12 protein-coding genes are annotated in these 17,114 nt (G+C 67.3%); 1 reads left to right on the top strand and 11 read right to left on the bottom strand.

From position 1 onward, the window contains the following. Positions 1–16: 16 nt before the first annotated feature. The 11 genes from ppc to QZ709_RS13740 all read right to left on the bottom strand — a co-directional run bounded on the left by ppc (position 17) and on the right by QZ709_RS13740 (position 15,800). Positions 17–2,830 (bottom strand): phosphoenolpyruvate carboxylase, encoded by a 2,814-nt coding sequence (ppc, locus tag QZ709_RS13790; protein WP_294637894.1) that lies wholly within the window; start codon positions 2,828–2,830, stop codon positions 17–19. A 263-nt stretch (positions 2,831–3,093) separates the two neighbouring features. Continuing rightward, the gene (locus QZ709_RS13785) at positions 3,094–4,305 is read right to left on the bottom strand and encodes a carbohydrate porin (protein WP_294637892.1); all 1,212 of its coding nucleotides are present in this window, start codon (positions 4,303–4,305) and stop codon (positions 3,094–3,096) included. 182 nt (positions 4,306–4,487) lie between these two features. Further along, positions 4,488–5,276 (bottom strand): 5-deoxy-glucuronate isomerase, encoded by a 789-nt coding sequence (iolB, locus tag QZ709_RS13780; RefSeq protein ID WP_294637890.1) that lies wholly within the window; start codon positions 5,274–5,276, stop codon positions 4,488–4,490. Beyond that, positions 5,276–6,196 (bottom strand): myo-inosose-2 dehydratase, encoded by a 921-nt coding sequence (gene iolE, locus QZ709_RS13775; RefSeq protein ID WP_294637888.1) that lies wholly within the window; start codon positions 6,194–6,196, stop codon positions 5,276–5,278. Before iolE ends, iolB begins: the two co-directional genes overlap by 1 nt. 30 nt (positions 6,197–6,226) lie before the next feature. Next, positions 6,227–8,089: a 3D-(3,5/4)-trihydroxycyclohexane-1,2-dione acylhydrolase (decyclizing) gene (iolD, locus tag QZ709_RS13770; RefSeq protein ID WP_294637886.1), complete on the bottom strand. Its 1,863-nt coding sequence runs from the start codon at positions 8,087–8,089 to the stop codon at positions 6,227–6,229. 10 nt (positions 8,090–8,099) lie between these two features. Beyond that, positions 8,100–10,037, bottom strand: a complete 1,938-nt coding sequence (iolC, locus tag QZ709_RS13765) for a 5-dehydro-2-deoxygluconokinase (RefSeq protein WP_294637885.1) — start codon at positions 10,035–10,037, stop codon at positions 8,100–8,102. Between the two features lie 59 nt (positions 10,038–10,096). After that, complete coding sequence (locus QZ709_RS13760) at positions 10,097–11,119, bottom strand: ABC transporter permease (RefSeq protein WP_294637884.1); 1,023 nt, start codon at positions 11,117–11,119, stop codon at positions 10,097–10,099. Between the two features lie 18 nt (positions 11,120–11,137). Beyond that, positions 11,138–12,685 carry a sugar ABC transporter ATP-binding protein gene (locus QZ709_RS13755; protein ID WP_294637883.1) on the bottom strand — a complete coding sequence of 516 codons (1,548 nt, stop codon included), beginning with the start codon at positions 12,683–12,685 and terminating at the stop codon, positions 11,138–11,140. A gap of 118 nt (positions 12,686–12,803) precedes the next feature. Then, entirely contained in the window at positions 12,804–13,724 is a 921-nt protein-coding gene (locus QZ709_RS13750; protein ID WP_294637881.1) for a sugar ABC transporter substrate-binding protein, read from the bottom strand. A gap of 71 nt (positions 13,725–13,795) precedes the next feature. Further along, positions 13,796–14,608: a TIM barrel protein gene (locus QZ709_RS13745; protein ID WP_294637879.1), complete on the bottom strand. Its 813-nt coding sequence runs from the start codon at positions 14,606–14,608 to the stop codon at positions 13,796–13,798. A gap of 142 nt (positions 14,609–14,750) precedes the next feature. Continuing rightward, complete coding sequence (locus QZ709_RS13740) at positions 14,751–15,800, bottom strand: LacI family DNA-binding transcriptional regulator (RefSeq protein WP_294637877.1); 1,050 nt, start codon at positions 15,798–15,800, stop codon at positions 14,751–14,753. Positions 15,801–15,999: 199 nt separating this feature from the next. Between QZ709_RS13740 and QZ709_RS13735 the strand changes: the two genes are divergently transcribed. Then, positions 16,000–17,112 (top strand): fatty acid desaturase family protein, encoded by a 1,113-nt coding sequence (locus tag QZ709_RS13735; protein ID WP_294637875.1) that lies wholly within the window; start codon positions 16,000–16,002, stop codon positions 17,110–17,112. The last annotated feature ends 2 nt before the right edge of the window (positions 17,113–17,114 follow it).

Here is a 17,114-nt window from a genome sequence, read left to right as displayed (position 1 = left end):
ACGGGGCCGTCCGGTCTCAGCCGCTGTTGCGCAGCCCCTGCGCCAGACCGTTGATGGTCAGGTGGATGCCACGCTGGACACGCTCGTCCGGCTCCTCGTTGCGTTGCTGGCGCTCGCGGAAGCTGCGCAGCAGCGTAACCTGCAGGTGGTTGAGCGGGTCGAGGTAGGGGTGACGGTCGGCGATGTGGCGCTGCAGCTCCGCGTTGCGCTCGAGCAGGCTGGACTGCCCGGTGACGGCCAGCAGGTGACGCAGGGTGCGCTCGTGCTCGGCCTGGATGCGGCCGAAGATGGCGGCGCTCAAGGCCTTGTCGCTCACCAGCCCGGCGTAGCGCGAGGCGATGGCCAGATCCGACTTGGCCAGCACCATGTCCATGTTGGACAGCAGGCTGGACAGATAAGGCCAGTTGGCGTGCATGGCCTGCAGGCGCTTCAGACCGGCCTCGCCGTGCTTCTGGACATAGGCCTCGACCGCGCTGCCGAAGCCATACCAGCCTGGCAGCATGATGCGGCACTGGGCCCAGCTGAACACCCAGGGGATGGCGCGCAGGTCATCGATCGAGGTCGACTTCTTGCGGGAAGCCGGGCGGCTGCCGATGTTGAGGTGGGCAATCTCGGCGATGACGGTCGATTCCCAGAAGAACTGCTCGAAGCCCGGGGTCTCGTAAACCAGGTTGCGGTAGGCCGCGAAGGCCGTGGCCGACAGCTCCTCCATGATGTCGAGGTACTCGGCGGGCACATCCTTGTTGGGCGGCAGCAGGCTGGCGGTCAGCGTGGCGGCCACCAGCACCTCCAGGTTGCGGCGGCCGGTTTCGGGCTGGCCGTACTTGGCGGCGATCACCTCGCCCTGCTCGGTCAGGCGAACCTGGCCTTGCACGGCGCCGGCGGGCTGCGCCAGGATGGCCTGGTAGCTGGGGCCGCCGCCACGGCCGACGGAGCCCCCGCGACCGTGGAACAGGCGCAGGCGCACGCCGTGGCGGGCGAACACGTCGACCAGGCCGATCTCGGCCTTGTAGAGCTCCCAGCCGGAGGTCAGGAATCCCCCGTCCTTGTTGGAGTCGGAGTAGCCGAGCATGACCTCCTGCACGTCGCCGCGGCTCTTGAGCAGCGTGCGGTACAGGGGTTGCGACAGCAGCGCATCCATGATGGCCGGGGCCGCGCGCAGGTCGCCGATGGTCTCGAACAGCGGCACGATGTTGACGGCCAGGGTCGGGGCCTCGCCACCGCGGGCCGGCTTGAGCAGGCCGCATTCCTTCAACAGCACGGCCACCTCCAGCAGGTCCGACACGCTGGCCGTCTTGCTGATGATGCACTGCGCGATGGACTGGCTGCCGTAGCGCTGATGGGCCAGGCGGGCCTGCTGGAAGATGGCCAGCTCGCCCTGGCTGAGTTCGCTGTAGTCGATGTGGGGCGAGTACAGCGGCCGGGCGGTTTCGAGCTCGGCCTGCAGGCGGGCGATGCGCTGGTCTTCGGACAGCGCCAGGTACTGGGTGCCCGGCTCGGCCGCCTCCAGCAGATCGGCGATGACCTGCTCGTGCACGTCGGAGTTCTGGCGCAGGTCCAGCGGCGCCAGGCTGAAGCCGAACACCTGCACGGCGCGGCGCAGCTGGCGCAGGCGCCCGCGGGTCAGCGACACCGAACCGTTGGCCTTCAACGAGCGGTGGATGATGTCGAGGTCGGCCAGCAGTTCGGCTGCGGTCTCGTAGGCCGGGGCCTCTCCCAGGGCCGGGCGGGCCGGCTTGCGCCCGACCAGCTGCTGGTAGGTGGCGGCCAGGCGCGCATACAGGCCGCTGATGGCGCGACGATAGGGCTCGTCCTGCCGGTGTTGCGACTGGTCGGGCGAGCGGGCCGCCAGCTGAAGCAAGGCTTCGGAGGGGTTGGCCAGCAGCGCCGAGATCGACAGCTCGAGGCCCAGGTTGTTCAGCTCGGCCAGGTAGTACCGCAGCACGCACTCGGCCTGCATGCGCAGGGCCGCGTCCAGCACCTGCGCGGTGACGAAGGGGTTGCCGTCGCGGTCGCCCCCGATCCAGCTGGCCACGTGCAGGAAGTTGGGCAGCTCGAGCTCGTCGGCCTGGGGCGCCCGAGCCTGCTTGAGGTCGGCGCGCAGGCGGTCTTCCAGGTGGCTGTACAGCCGGGGCACTTCGCGCAGGAAGGTGCGCTCGTGGGTTTCGAGGCTGTTGGCCACCTCGTCGAGCACCGACAGCTTGGTGGGGCGCAGCAGGCGGGTCTGCCACAGCGTCAGCACGATGCGGCGCAGTTCCTCTTCGGATTCGGCGCGCTCTTCGGGCGTCTGCGGGGTCAGGTCACGCTCGCGCAGCAGGCGGGCCAGTTGCATCTGTTCGTGCAGGATGCTGTGGCGGCGCACTTCGGTGGGGTGGGCCGTGAGCACGGGCGCGATCTGGGCGTGGCCGATCAGCTCCAGCACCTGCTGCGCACTCAGGCCTTCGCGGGTGAACTGGTTCAGCGCGTGTTCGAGCGTGCCTTCGGTGGCGGCGCTGCCGGCCAGGGCCGCCTGCCGCTGGGTGCGGATCTGGTGCTGGTCTTCGGCGATGTTGGCCAGCAGCGAAAAGTAGCTGAACGAGCGGATGACCTGCAGCATCTGCTCGCGCGAGAGGCTGTCGAGCGTGGACTCGAGCGCCTGGCGGGCAGCCTGGTCATCGGCCCGGCGGAAGCGCACCGAGTGGCGGCGGATCTGGTCCACCAGCTCGTATGTGGCTTCGCCGTGCTGTTCACGGACGGTGTCGCCGAGCACGCGGCCCAGCAGGCGGATGTCTTCCCTCAATGGATGCAGAGGGTCGTGCGAAGAGGTGGGTTCCTGGTCGGTCAGATGCATGTGCCGGGTCTCTTGTGAAGGCGGGGACATGGAAAGAAGGGGGGTGTACGCGCAGCGCCCCGACATGTTATGCGCCGCAGGACGGCCGGCCGCAGCGCTTCCATAAAAAAACCCCCACGCACGCCAGTGGCGTCCGCGGGGGCAGGTGGCCGAGCCTTCACGCCTGGCGGCGTGCAGCGGTTGGGCCGCTCGGCTGGCTGGTGCCCGATCCACCCATCACGGCGGGCACCGCCGCTTCACCTTGCGGTGACTGGAGAACGAGGTCAGAACCAGAGTTCAGCTTGCACGCCGACCAGCGTGGCGGACTTCTTGGACTTGTCCGTCAGGCCCGCCGGGGTCGAGCCGGAGATGTTGTACGCGGCGTCATTCCAGCTGATGTGGGTGGCGTAGAAACGCAGTTCCGGACGCGACCAGAAGTCGCCATTGAGCGCCAGCGTCGGTGCAAACGTGATCTTGTTCAGGCGGCCGGTGCCGGCGACCCCATCCTGCTTGGCGGAGGTGATGCCGACTTCGGTCAGCAGCTTGAAGTTCTGCGTGACGGCATAGGACACGCGGCCACCCAGCGAAGTACGGGTCACTTCGGTCTCGACATTGGTCAGGTCCGCGTAGGACTTGGACCGCTCCCACATGGCCTGCGCCTGTCCGCCCCAGGGGCCCGACTGCCAGTTGACCGAATCGACTGCGCGCACGCCCTTGCTCTTGGTGTCCGAGAAGCCGCCCGTCAAGGCCGCATGGCCATTGGCCGCCTGCAGCCACAGGGTGTTGGTCAGCCCCTTCATGCCGAAGTTGCTCTGGTCGTGCTTCAGCGACAGCGAGAAGCCGCTGCTGCCGTTGATGTAGTCGCCGTTGACGAGCGAGACCACCGCACGCAGCTTGCCGTCCGAGCCGGTCTGGATGTCGTACAGGTCGGCCGTCACGCGTGCGGCCGTCGCCTTGGTGCCATCCTTCGTGGTGAACTCGTCGCTCGAGTAAGCATGAATGCCCAGCTTGGCGCCGCCCACATCGATGTCGTACGCACCGGCACCGATGTCGTTGCCGTAGTTGATGTAGAACGTGTCGACGATGTGCACGTCTGCGCGCTGATAGCGCTTGCCGCCCCAGAACTTCACGTTCGGGGCAAAGTCCACGCCCGCCACTTCGATGAAGGCCTGCTTGGTCTCGTAGTTGTTCTCGGAGGTGGGGTTCGGCTTGGCGGAGAAGATCGCCGGCATCCATCCCAGCTTCACGGTCTGGTTGCCCACCTTCTGAGTGTGCGACAGCAGGAACTCGCCATAGAAATCACCCTCGTTACCCAGACGGTACATCTGGCCGGCGCCGCCCAGGCTGTACTTGCCATAGGTCTGCGTGGCGCCCGAGGACTCGGCACCCGACAGGACAGGGCCGGCGCGCAGATAGCCATTGAACTCGAACGCCATGGCCTGGGTGGCCAGCAGGGCCGCGGCGGCGGCCAGGGTCAGGCGAATGCCTTTGCTCATCGTTTGCTCCTCGGTAGGTCGGTCTTTCTGCCGACACAGTTGGTGGTGGAAGAACGGGAGGGCCGTCTGCCGGGCCATCTGACCCGGTGCGGGTCTCCGGAAGCCCGCCGCAGCCTTCTTAACAAAGTATTAATTAATTAATGATTAATTAATGTCCGGAAGAACCCTAGGACGCCGTGCGTTCAGCGCAACATCCACTCGTGAGCCGGATCGTTCCGGAACGCCCACTTGCGCTGCGGACCGGCCATCGTGTTGAGGTAGTACAGGCTGTAGCCAAAGGGAGCCACACAGGGGTGGTAGCCGCGCGGCACCATCACGGTGTCGTGGTTCTCGACGGCCATGCTTTCGTCGATGCTGCGGTCGTCGGTGTAGACGCGCTGGAAGGCAAAGCCCTGCTCCGGGTTCAGCCGGTGGTAGTAGGTCTCCTCCAGCACCGTTTCGGTGTCGGTGGCGGTGTCGTGCTTGTGCGGGGGGTAGCTGGACGAATGCCCCGGCGGGGTCACGACCTCGACCACCAGCAGGGATTCCGCCGGCTCGCTCTCGGGCAGGATGTCGCAGATGTAGCGGGTGTTGCTGCCCTGCCCTCGCACGCTGCGCTTCATCTGCTCGGGTTCAATCAGCCGGACCGGATACAGGCCGCGAGCCGGCGCGCTGCTGTAGGCCACTTCGGCCCCGTCCAGCGCCTTGACCTGCACCGACTGCCCGGGCGGCACGTAGACCGCGTGGGGCGAACGCTCGTCGAACACGCTCTGCCGTCCTCCCAGGCCCGCAAAGGTCTGGTCGCCCACCTGCACGTCCACGCGCCCGGTGAGCACGGTCAGGCAGACCTCGACCCCCTCGGTCAGGAACACGTCCGCCTCGCCCGCGGCCAGGCGCACGGCACGGAAACCCACATGCCCCCAGCCCGCCGAAGCCGGCGTGATGTGAACCAGTTCGCGCCCTTCCCGGGCCGCCTTCACCAGCAGGCTCATCAGCGTGCCCCCAGTTCGTTGACCAAGGCACGCAGCGTGTCGTGGCCCAGCTTGGCGTATTGATACGGCGGCGCCACCGCCGGATCCTGTTCGGCCTCGACCACCAGCCAGCCTTCGTAGCCGGCCTGATGCAGTTCGGTCAGCACGCCACGGAAATCGACCGCGCCATCGCCGGGCACGGTGAACGCGCCATTGAGCACCGAGCGCAGGAAGGACCAGTTGTCATTGCGCGCGGTCTGGATGACCTGCGGGCGCACGTCCTTGCAGTGCACGTGCACCACGCGGCGAACGTGCTTGCGCAGTTGGGCCACCACGTCGACGCTGTGGCCCCCTTGCGTGCCGCCGAACCAGGTGTGACCGGTGTCGAACAGCAGGCCCACGTTGGAACTGGTCTCGGCCATCAGCCGATCGACATCCTCGGGCGACTCCACCCAGGCGCCCATGTGATGGTGGTAGGCCAGGCAGATGCCATAGCGGGCCAGCAGGTGCTCGCCGAAAGCGTCCAGCTTCTTCGCGTAGGTCTGCCATTGGGCGTCGGTGGTGAACTTCGGGCGCTTGGCCAGCGGCGTGTCGATCTGGCCCTGGATCGAGCCGGCCACCTCGCCGTACACGACCACCTTGCAGCCGTTGTGCTGCAACTTCGCCATGTGGGCGTGGCAACGCTCGATCTCGTCGTCCAGGCCGCCTTCGGCCAGCATGCCCGAGTACCAGCCCGACACGCAGGCCACCTTGAACTCGGCGAGCTTGTCGGCCAGGGCCTGTGGCTCCTTCGGGAACTTGTTGCCCAGTTCGAAACCCTCGTACCCGATCTCGGCGCCTTCGGACAAGGCGGTTTCCAGCGGCGTTTCGCCGCCGAGGGACGGCAGATCGTCGTTGCTCCAGCTGATGGGGTTGATGCCAATGCGGACGTTCCAGCTCATGGTGTGATCCTGTTGATGCGAAAGACGGGTTTACTGACGCTGACGGGCCTTGGCCTGCAGGCCGGCCTCGTGAGCCTGGCGAACGGCCTGGGCAGGGGACACCTCCGGGATGCCCACCTCCCACCACGTTCCGCCATCCGGTGTGGTGCGTTCGGGGGTGGTGTCGATGACGAGCACGGTGGTGCGGTCGCCGCGGCGGGCGCGCACCATCTCGGCCTTGAGTTGCTCGACGCTGGCGCAATGCACCGAGCGTGCACCGAGGCTGGCCGCATGCGCCGCGAAGTCGACCGGGATGTCGAGCCCGCCTTCGGCAATGCAGTGCTGCAGGAGGTTGTTGTAGTTCTCGCTGCCGCACGCGCGCTGCAGGCGGTTGATGCAACCGTAGCCCCGGTTGTCGAGCACGACGATGGTGAGGCGCAGCCCCAGCATCACCGACGTGGCGATCTCGGAATTCATCATGAGGTAGGAGCCGTCGCCCACCATCACGATGACCTCCTTGTCGGGGTGGGCCATCTTGACGCCCAGGCCGCCGGCAATCTCGTAGCCCATGCACGAGTAGCCGTAGTCCATGTGGTAATGGCCCGGGCCGCCGGCACGCCACAGCTTGTGCAGCTCGGCCGGCAGGGTGCCCGCCGCACACACCACGATGTCGCGCGTGGGGCTGTCTTCCACCGAATCGCGCACCGCGCCGATGACTTCGGCATCGTACGGCAGGGTGCCCTCCGGCACGGCGCGCGTGGTCAACGCGTGAACGCGGTCACGCCACTGCTGCGCACGCTGACGGGCTTCGCTGCCCCAGCCATCGTGTGGCTGCCAGCCGGCCAGCGCGTCACCCAGCTGCTGCAGGGCGAGGCGGGCGTCGGCCACCAGGGTCTGCGCGCGGGCCCGCACGGCGTCCAGCGGCTGCACGTTGATCGACAGCAGGCGCGCCTGCGAGAACAGCGCGTGTGAGCCGGTGGTGAAATCCTGCAGGCGGGTGCCCACGCCGATGACCAGATCGGCCTGCTCGGCCATGGCATTGGCGGCTGGCGAGCCCGTGACCCCGACGGCGCCGAGGTTCATCGGGTGATCCCAGCCGAGCGCCCCCTTGCCGGCCTGCGATTCGGCCACCGGAATGCCGAAGCGTTCCGACAGCGCGGCCAGTGCGGCGCTGGCCCCCGCATACAGCACGCCGCCGCCCGCGATGATCAGCGGCCGGCGGGCCGCGCGGATGGCCTCGATGGCCAGGGCCAGTTCGCGGGCATCGGGGGCCGGGCGACGGATGCGCAGCGGCTCGGGGTGCAGGAACTCGACGGGGTAGTCGAAGGCCTGGGCCTGCACGTCCTGCGGCAGGGCCAGCGTGACCGGACCGCACTGGGCCGGATCGGTCAGGATCTGCATGGCGCGCGGCAGGGCCGTCATCAGCTGCTCGGGGCGCATGATGCGATCGAAGTAGCGCGACACCGGACGGAAGCAGTCGTTGGCGCTCACGTCGCCTTCGCTGAAGCTCTCGATCTGCTGCAGCACCGGATCCGGGGCGCGGCTGGCAAAGGTGTCGCCCGGCAACAGCAGCAGCGGCAGGCGGTTGACGTGGGCCAGCGCGGCGGCCGTCACCATGTTCGTGGCGCCCGGCCCGATGGACGAGGTGGCCACCTGGATGCGGCGGCGCATCAGCGCCTTGCCATAGGCGATGGCCGAATGCGCCATCGCCTGCTCGTTGTGGGCGCGGAAGACCGGCAGTTCGTCGCGGTGCTGGGCCAGGGCCTCGCCCAGGCCTGCCACGTTGCCGTGACCGAAAATGGCCCAGACGCCGCCGACGTAGGGATGCAGGCTGCCATCGTCTTCTTCGATGCGCAGCGCGGCCAGGTAGCGGACCAGGGCCTGGGCCATGGTCAAGCGGAGGGTATGGCTCATGGGGTGCTCCTCAGGCTGCCGCACGCGCTGCGCGCCAGCCTTCGATCAGGACACGGAAATTGGCGGCGACACGCTCGGTGAAGGCCTGGTCGTTCAGCTCGCCACGCAGCCATTGGGCACTGGGCTGGGCCCAGGTGGTCCGTCCGATCATGAAGCCCTTGACGATCGGGTCACGGGCCTGACGGAAGCCGTCGAGCAATTCATCCATGGGCTGATTCAGGCCCAGGATGACCGCGCCACGGCAGTAGGGATCGCGCTCGGCCACCAGCCTGCCGAGTGCTTGCCAGGCCTGCGCCGGCATCACCCCCAGCTTCCACCATTCCGGCTTGATGCCGATGTTGTAGAGGCGCTTGACCGCACGCACCACGGCATCGCCGATGTCGCCATCGACCACACTGCCTTTGGGCGGGATGACCTCGAGCAGCAGTTCGTGCCCCGAAGCGCGCGTGGCCTCCCACACTTCCAGCAGGGTGCGCTCCTGCTCCAGGCGCAGGTCGACGGCATGGTCCGGGTGGTAGAAGACCAGGCACTTGACGACCTGCTCACGCGGCCAGCTCTGCAGCTTGGTGGCCAGCGACAGCGTGCGGTCGAAGCGCAGCGGGCAAGAACCAGGAAGCTCGATGGGGCGCCCCACCCACCAGCCGCGGCCGGTGACATCGTGCAGCGAGGCCTCGCCATACAGGTCGTCGACCAGCACCCCGATCTTGCCGCGGGTGGCCGGATCGTCGGCCACGAGGCTGGCAGCCCGGGCGATCAGGCGCTTCAGCTCGGGGATGCGGGCTTCATCGGCCCCGTTCTCGCGCGCCAGTTCGTAAAACTGCGAGCGGTGATCGAAGGCCATGACATAGACCTCGGGCCACTGGGGGCGGGCCGCGGTGACGCGGTGCAGGTGCGACAGCACCGGGTCGCGGTCGGGCCGGGGATGCCGGTGGCCGCTGAACCAGTGGGCCAGCTCGTCCGGGGTCGGCATGGCCGGGGCGCACGCGTGGCGCGACACCACGATCGCCCCGCAGGCATTGGCGATGGCCGCGGCGTCAGCGAAGCACTTGCCGCGCAGCAGGCCGCTGAGCAGGCCCGAGGCGAAGGCGTCGCCGGCGCCCAGCACGTTGAGCACCTCCACGCGCTCGCCCTGCACGGTTTCCGCCTCGTCCAGCGAAGCCGGCACGGCCCCCGGGATGAAGCTGCACCCCATGGCGCCGCGCTTGACCACCAGCGCCGCCCGGGTGACCGCCCGCACGGCCCGCAGCGAGGCCATGATGTCATCGGGCACGCCGCCCGCGATCAGAAACTCCTCTTCGGTGCCGATGATGAGCTCGAACCGAGGCAGGTCTTCCTGGATCTGGCTGGTGACGCGGGCATCGGCCACGAAGCGGGTCTCGCCGTCGCCGCGCGTGGTCAGCCCCCACAGCACGGGGCGGTAATCGATGTCGAGCACCCGCACGACACGGTGCTGCCCGGCGAAGGCCAGCGCGCGTCGGGACGCATCGCGCACCTGCGGCGTGCTGAGGTGGGTGCCGGTCACGAGCAGCGCGCGGCACTTGGCAATGAAGGCCTCGTCGATGCCGTTGGCGTCGAGGGCCATGTCGGCACAGTTCTCGCGGTAGAACAGCAGCGGAAAGGTGTCGCGGTCCTTGAGGCCCAGCAGCACCAGGCCGGTCAGACGTTGCGGGTCGATCTGGACCTGGCTGACATCGCAGCCTTCCTGCGTGAGCGTGTTGAGCAGGAAGCGCCCCATCTGCTCGTTGCCGACCCGCGAGATCATCGCGCTCTTGAGGCCGAGGCGGGCAGTGCCGAAGGCGATGTTGGCTGACGAGCCGCCGAGGTACTTGGCAAAGCTGGAGGCGTCTTCCAGCGCACAGCCCACCTGCTGGGCGTACAGGTCCACGGCCAGGCGGCCGAGGCAGGCGATGTCGATCGGACGATCGGCCGGAAAGGAAAGGGTGCTCATGCGTGTCCTTTTGAGACAGGGTTCGCTAGGGAGGTTCGGAGGGTCAGGGACACGTCGGCTCAGCGCTTCTTCTTGCGCATCTGGTCGGCCACCACGGCCACGACGATGATGGCGCCCTTGATGATTTCCTGGATGTAGGAGTCGATGCCCAGGAAGGTGAAGCCCGACGAGATCACACCCAGGATCAGCGCACCGATCACGGTGCCGGTGATGCGGCCAACACCGCCCGACAGGCTGGTGCCACCGATCACGGCTGCGGCGATGGCATCCAGCTCGTAGGACATGCCCATGCCCGACTGACCGGTCTGCGCGCGGGCCGAGGCAATCACGCCAGCCAGACCGGCGAGGAGGCCCGCCAGGGTGTAGATCCAGATCTGATGGCGGTTGATGTTGATGCCGGACACGCGGGCGGCCACCGGGTTGCCGCCGATCGCGTACGTGGCCTTGCCGAAGCGGGTGTAGCGCAGCACGATGTGGAACAGCAGCGCGGTCAGCAGGAAGACGACCACGGGCTTGGCACCACTGCCGATCCACATGTACTGCTCGGTCAGCATCGACACCGGCTGGCCGTGCGTGTAGAAACGCGCCAGACCGCGGGCCGACACCATCATGCCGAGCGTGACGATGAAGGCCGGCACAGCGGTCTTCACGATCAAGGTGCCGTTGATCCAGCCCACGAGCGCACCCACCGCCAGCCCCATGAAGATCGGCACGATGGCCGGCATGTCGGTCAGGGCCGGGTATACGGCGCGGGCGTAATCGCTGCTCTGTGCAAAGCTGGCCGCCACCATCGCGGTGAGCGCCACCACCGAACCGGAGGACAGGTCGATGCCGCCAGCAATGATGATCATGGTGACGCCGATGGCGATCAGGCCAATTTCAGAGACCTGCAGCACCATGATGAGCAGGCCGGCCGGGTTGCCGAGGAAGGACTGGTCTCGCACCATCCAGCCCAGGCCTTCGAAGCACAGCGCGATGCCGACCAGGACGAGGAAGATGCTGAGTTCGGGCGGCCACCGGCGTGCGGGGGCCTTGAAGGACTGCGAGTTCAGGTTGATCGCACTGAGGGTTGGTTGGCTCATGATGTGATCCTGTTGGGTTCAGTTCGTGAAGTCGGCACGCACACCGGAGGCCAGCGCCATGATGCGTTCCTGACTGAATTCGGGGCGAGGCAGCACGCCGGCGACACGGCCTTCGTGCATCACCACCATGCGGTCGCTCATGCCCATCACTTCGGGCAGCTCGGAGGAGATCATGATGATGGCCACGCCCTGCCGGGCCAGCGAACACATGAGGCGGTGAATCTCGGACTTGGCACCCACGTCGATGCCTCGAGTCGGCTCGTCCAGAATGAGGATGCGGGGCTTGTTGAGCAGCCAGCGCGCGATGAGCACCTTCTGCTGGTTGCCTCCAGAGAGGTTCTCGATGGTCTCGTGCAGGCTGGGCGTCTTGACGGCCAGGCGCTGGCGCATGTCCTCGCACAAGGCATCGACCTGTCCCTGGCGCACGAAGTCGGCGCGGGCATGGTGGCGCATCGCGGTGATTTCCATGTTTTCGCCCACCGACAGCATCAGGAACAGACCCGACTTCTTGCGGTCTTCCGTCAGCAGCGCCATGCCCTGGTCGATGGCCTGCTGGGGATGGCGAATGCGGAGGGTCTGCCCATGGAGGGTGATCTCGCCACTGTCGGCCGGATCGATGCCGAACAGCGACTCGACCACCTCGGTCCGACCCGAGCCCATCAGCCCGGCAAAGCCCACGATCTCGCCGTAGCGCACATCGAAGCTGACGTCGTGGAACTTGCCCCTGCGGGTCAGATTGCGAACCGACACCGCCACGTCGCCGATCTCGACCTCTTCCTTGGGAAAGAGCTGACTGAGCTCGCGACCGACCATGGCGGCAATCAGTGAGTTCGGCGTGAAGCTGGAGGCGGGGCCCGACACGATGTGCTTGCCGTCCCGGAAGATGGAGATGTCGTCGGCGATCTGGAAGACCTCATCCATCTTGTGCGTGATGTAGATGATGGCCTTGCCCTGCTCGCGCAGCGACTCGATGATCGCGAACAGGCGGGCGACTTCCTTTTCCGTGATGGCCGATGTGGGCTCGTCCATGATGAGCACATCGGACTCGAAGCCCACGGCCTTTGCGATTTCCACCATCTGGCGATTGGCGATCGACAGATCGCCCAGCATGGCTTCGGGGTCGATGTCCAGGTGCAGACGGCTCAGCAGTGCCCGGGTACGCTGGTTCAACTCGCCGTGATCGATGAGGCCCAGGCGATTGCGCGGCTCGCGGCCGATCCAGATGTTCTCGGCCACCGTCATGTCCGCCAGCAGGTTCAGCTCCTGGTGGATCATGGCGATGCCGGCATCCAGCGCATCGCGGGGCGAGCGCAGGTTCAACGGCTGCCCGTGCAGCGTCAGCGTGCCACTGTCGGCGATGTAGGCGCCCGCGAGGATCTTCATCATCGTGGACTTGCCTGCGCCATTCTCGCCCATCAGGGCGTGGACGGCACCGGCTCGGATGTCGAGGGAGACGTTGTCCAGGGCCACCACACCCGGGAAGGCCTTGCGGATGTGGCGCGCGGCCAGCATGACGGGTTGGTCGGTCGTGGCCACGGCCTGCATTTCTACGAGATCTGCTTGCATGAGGGTGCGCTCCAGGGCGTCGGCGGGACGGGGCAGAGGACGCCCGGACCCACCGATCGGAGTGGTGAGGCGAGCCGGTTGCCCGACCCACCACGCGAATCAGCGGCGGCAGCCGCGATCAGTTGGTCGCGTACTTCTTGTGGTTCTCGAGCGTGACCAGCTCGTACGGGATCATCACGGTGCTCGGCGCGGCCTTGTCGCCCTTGGCCATGCGCAAGGCCAGGTCCACGGCACCTTCGCCCTGTCCCTTTGCGTTCTGGAAGACAGTCAAAGCCAGGTCGCCCTTGACCAGTTCGGCCAGCGCATCCGGTGTCGCGTCCACGCCCGCCACCAGCACCTTCTTCGGGCTCACCTTGGCCTGGCGCATGGCAATCAGCGCACCGATGGCCATTTCGTCGTTGTTGGCGGCCACGGCATCGATCTTCACGCCGGCTGCCATCCACTTGTTCATCAGGTCGATGCCCTGGCTGCGCTGCCAGTTGCCGGTCTGCTCTTCGACGACCTTGATGCCCGGGTACTTCTTGAAGACTTCCTTCACGCCACGGGTGCGGTCCTGTGCTGCGTCGGTGGACAGTTCACCCACCATGATCACCACGTTGCCCTTGCCGCCCAGGCGCTGGGCCAGGGCTTCACCCTGCAGGCGCCCCGCCACCAGCGAATCGGACCCCACGAAGGCCACGCCGTTGCCCATCTTTTCGTCGGGCTTGCGGTTCACGTACACCAACGGGATGCCGGCCTTGCGGGCCGCCTCGCTGATGCGCTTGGTCGCCGCCGTGTCGGCCGGGTTGACGATGATGGCGCTGACCTTCTGGGCGATGAAGTTCTCGACCTGGCTGACCTGGCGGCCCACATCGCCGCGCGCGTCTTCGAACTGCAGGGACACCCCCTTCAGACCCTGCACGTGCTTCTGCATGCCCCCGCGCAGAATGGTCAGGAAGTTGTCATCGAAGTGGGCCATCGCGACGCCCACTTTGGTCTGGGCCATGGCCGCAACCGGCATCATCATGGTCACCAGGGCGGCCGAGATCCATTTTTTCATTGCTGTCTCCTCTTGTGCTCAACGGCGGGAAAGGGCCGGCGGCGCCGGCCTGCGTGTGCGGCGGCTGCGCTTCAGGCAGCCAGGCCTGCTCGGATGAAGGCGATGCTGTCGCGCAGCTCGGCTTCGATGTTGGGGGACTCGGCTACCTCGACGGCAAAGGGCTCGAACGACACCAGGCCGTCCCAGCCACGCTCCCGGAGCGCCTTCAGCTGGGACACGGTGCCCAGGCGGTCCAGCTGGCCCACCAGCAGGCGGTGCTGGTCGCCCATCTCGTCCACATGGAGCTCGGGGGCCTCGACGCCCGAGATGTGCACGAGGCCGGTCAGTTCCGGGAACAGGGCCGGATCGCCCGCCAGATGATGGTGGAACGTGTCATGAACCAGGCTGTACAGGTTGCGGCCGTCCACGGCATCGATGGCGCGCACGGCCTGGGCCTTGGTGCGGGTGGCGCAGATGCCGAAGCCCAGCGGCTCGACCAGGCCCTTGAGGCCGCGCGACTGCAGGATCGGGGTCAGCTTGCTCAGGGCATGAACCAGGTCGTCATGACGCTGACTGGCGCTGCGTACATCCTGCGCGCTGTTTGTCGGGCACAGCACCAGGGCCTGGGCGCCGCAGGCCACGGCCGTATCGGCCAGCGCATGGGCCTCGGCCTCACGCCGGGCGTCGAACTGCTCGAAACGCTGCAGCGCGTTGATGGTGCGCACCGTCAGGCCCGCGTCGCGCACCACCTGCCCCACTTCGGCGGGCGAGCTGCCATCGACGAATTCGATGCCGGGCAGGTCGTTGCGAAGTTCGATGTCGGTGATGTCCAGGCGCTGGCAGAGCGCCACGAAGTCGCGCAGGCTGTGGCGAGGGGCTACGATACGGTTGAGGGAAAAGCGCATGAAGGCTCCGTCGTGATTTCCAATGTGGAGCCAGTGTAGAAATTATTTTCTCATTTCGGACCTAGGGGAAACCCGTTTCTAATTTTTGTTTTCTTGGAACCGCCCTTCCATCTTCCGCCACCGTTGGGTGGTACCGGATGGTTCACACGTTCTCGGGCGAGAACAGATCGAACGGCAGGTCCATGGCTCGGGGCGTCCAGGATTGCCCGTGGGCATCCAGCGCTTCACACAGCAGCTGCACGGCCGCCTGGGCCACGGCCTGCCGCGGCGTGGCGATCACGAGGTCGAGCACCCCGTCGAGCAGGGCGGCACGGTGAACGGGCGACAGCTCGGCCGCCACGGACACGATGTGGTGGTCATGCGAGCGCGTTTCGCGCAGGGCCCTCACCACCCCGGCCACCCCGCCGCTGGGCAGGTGCAGCCCCACCAGGTCGGGATGCCGGTCGATCAGGGCCAGGGTGGCCTCATAGGCCATGGCCTCTTCCTCGCGGCTGACGACGGCATCGAGCACGCGGAAGTCGGGCGCCCGCTCGCGCAGGTAGGAGCGCAGGCTCATCTCGGCCAGTTCCTGCCCGATGAAGCGGTGGCTGCCCACCAGCACCGCCACCTCCCCCGGCTGGCGGGACAGGCGGCTGATGGCCCATCCCGCCGTGCGTCCCGTCTTGCGGTGATCCAGCCCGACGTACCCCGCCCGCAAGGGTGAGCCGATGTCGGACAGCAAGGCCACCGTCGGGCACCCTGCGGCCTTGAGATCGGCCACGGCCTGGTTGACGTGTGGATGGTCCCCCGCGACCACCCCGATGCCATCGGCCTGGCGGGCCAGATCGCGCATGGCGTCGGCCATGGCCTCGGGTTGCAGGGCATCGACCATGCGCACCACGGCCTGGCAACGCCAGCGGGTCTCGGCCGCGGCGGCCTGGCAGAGCGCCTCGCCCAAGGGCTGGTAGAAGGCGTCGTGGTGCATCTGCAGGATGAAGCCCAACGTGCGCGCCGGCCCCTTTGCCCCGCCCAGCACACGCTGGCGCATCAGGTCGGCACCGTGATAGCCCAGACGCTGGGCCGCCTCGATGACGCGCACCGCGGTGCGCTCCTTGACAGGAAGGCGGCTGTTGAGCACGCGGTCGACCGTGGCCACACTCACCCCGGCCGCTTCGGCCACCGCCACCATGGTGGGACGTCGGGTGGGGCTCATGGCCATTGGGGGCAGCCCCTACAGGCTGCTGGTTTTGATGGGTTCTGGCAGGTCATCCTGATAGTTTCTGATAGGAGTGACAGGCTCGACCATTGAGCCAAACCCGCATGCTGCCTAGCATCGCCCTCCATGGATCAGGCTCGAACGCAGACACCCGCTGCGGACTGCCTGCCTCGTTCTGACATTGGAGACACACCCCATGGAGACCCCTCTGCACCTTCCCCGCCCTCCGGTCCGCACCGGCTCGTCGGACTACGACCTGCTGCACGGGGCCGGCAACCACGCCGCCTCGGCCGGGCTGGTCAACGCCAACTGGTATCGCTGCGCGGTGCCCCGCCCAGTGATGAAGGAGCTCATGCAGCGCAACGACGCGCGCGCCCTGCGTGACACCGCCCTGTGGTACGCGCTCATCATCGCCAGCGGGCTGCTGGCGTGGTCGGCCCTGGACACCGCGTGGGCCGTGCCCGCCTTCCTGCTGTACGGCACCCTGTACTGCGGCCCGGCCGACTCGCGCTGGCATGAAGCCAGCCACGGCACGGCCTTCAAGACGCGCTGGATGAACGAGGTGCTGTACCAGCTGGCCTGCTTTCAAGTGATGCGCCGGCCCACGGTGTGGCGCTGGACGCATGCGCGACATCACACCGACACGCTGGTGACGGGCCGCGACCCGGAGATCGCCGTGCCCGTGCCCGTCAACGTGTTCATGCAGCTGATCGGCTTCTTCGGCCTGATCCACGCCCCGCGCGAGATCTGGCGTGTGCTGGTGAACGCCACCGGCCACATCAGCGCCCACGACAAGAGCTACATCCCGGAGATGGAGTGGCCCAAGGTCGTGCGCGAGGCCCGCGTGTGGGTGCTGATCTACACCGCGCTGGTGGCGGGCTGTGTGGCCGCAGGCACCTGGGTGCCGCTGCTGTTCATCGGCCTGCCCAGCATCTATGGCGCCTGGCTCTACAGCTTCTTCGGTCTGACGCAGCATGCGGCGCTGCCCGAGAACGTGCTGGATCACCGAGCCAACTGCCGCACCGTCTACATGAACCCGGTGTTCCGCTTCCTGTACTGGAACATGAACTACCACGTCGAACACCACATGTTCCCGATGGTGCCCTTCCATGCCCTGCCCCGCCTGCACGAGGTGATCGCCGCCGACTGCCCGCCGGCCTATCCCAGCACGGCCGCGGCCTATGCCGAGATCCTGCCCAACCTGCTCAAGCAGGCCCGCGATCCAGGCCACTACGTGCGGCGCCCGATTCCGGGTGCCACCCCGGCATCCTCGCCGGAACGCGCGCCGCTGTCGCCCCGCACCGCCTGACC

The organism is uncultured Aquabacterium sp. (assembly GCF_913773725.1).
In the GTDB taxonomy this organism is placed as follows: Bacteria; Pseudomonadota; Gammaproteobacteria; order Burkholderiales; family Burkholderiaceae_C; genus Aquabacterium.
Note: the sequence above shows the minus strand (reverse complement) of the source record. Positions and strands in the feature narration are given on the sequence as shown.

Coding starts and splice junctions, on each gene's coding strand:
- ppc (WP_294637894.1), bottom strand. CDS start 2,830: ATGCATCTGACCGACCAGGAACCCACCTCTTCGCACGACCCTCTGCAT.
- QZ709_RS13785 (WP_294637892.1), bottom strand. CDS start 4,305: ATGAGCAAAGGCATTCGCCTGACCCTGGCCGCCGCCGCGGCCCTGCTG.
- iolB (WP_294637890.1), bottom strand. CDS start 5,276: ATGAGCCTGCTGGTGAAGGCGGCCCGGGAAGGGCGCGAACTGGTTCAC.
- iolE (WP_294637888.1), bottom strand. CDS start 6,196: ATGAGCTGGAACGTCCGCATTGGCATCAACCCCATCAGCTGGAGCAAC.
- iolD (WP_294637886.1), bottom strand. CDS start 8,089: ATGAGCCATACCCTCCGCTTGACCATGGCCCAGGCCCTGGTCCGCTAC.
- iolC (WP_294637885.1), bottom strand. CDS start 10,037: ATGAGCACCCTTTCCTTTCCGGCCGATCGTCCGATCGACATCGCCTGC.
- QZ709_RS13760 (WP_294637884.1), bottom strand. CDS start 11,119: ATGAGCCAACCAACCCTCAGTGCGATCAACCTGAACTCGCAGTCCTTC.
- QZ709_RS13755 (WP_294637883.1), bottom strand. CDS start 12,685: ATGCAAGCAGATCTCGTAGAAATGCAGGCCGTGGCCACGACCGACCAA.
- QZ709_RS13750 (WP_294637881.1), bottom strand. CDS start 13,724: ATGAAAAAATGGATCTCGGCCGCCCTGGTGACCATGATGATGCCGGTT.
- QZ709_RS13745 (WP_294637879.1), bottom strand. CDS start 14,608: ATGCGCTTTTCCCTCAACCGTATCGTAGCCCCTCGCCACAGCCTGCGC.
- QZ709_RS13740 (WP_294637877.1), bottom strand. CDS start 15,800: ATGAGCCCCACCCGACGTCCCACCATGGTGGCGGTGGCCGAAGCGGCC.
- QZ709_RS13735 (WP_294637875.1), top strand. CDS start 16,000: ATGGAGACCCCTCTGCACCTTCCCCGCCCTCCGGTCCGCACCGGCTCG.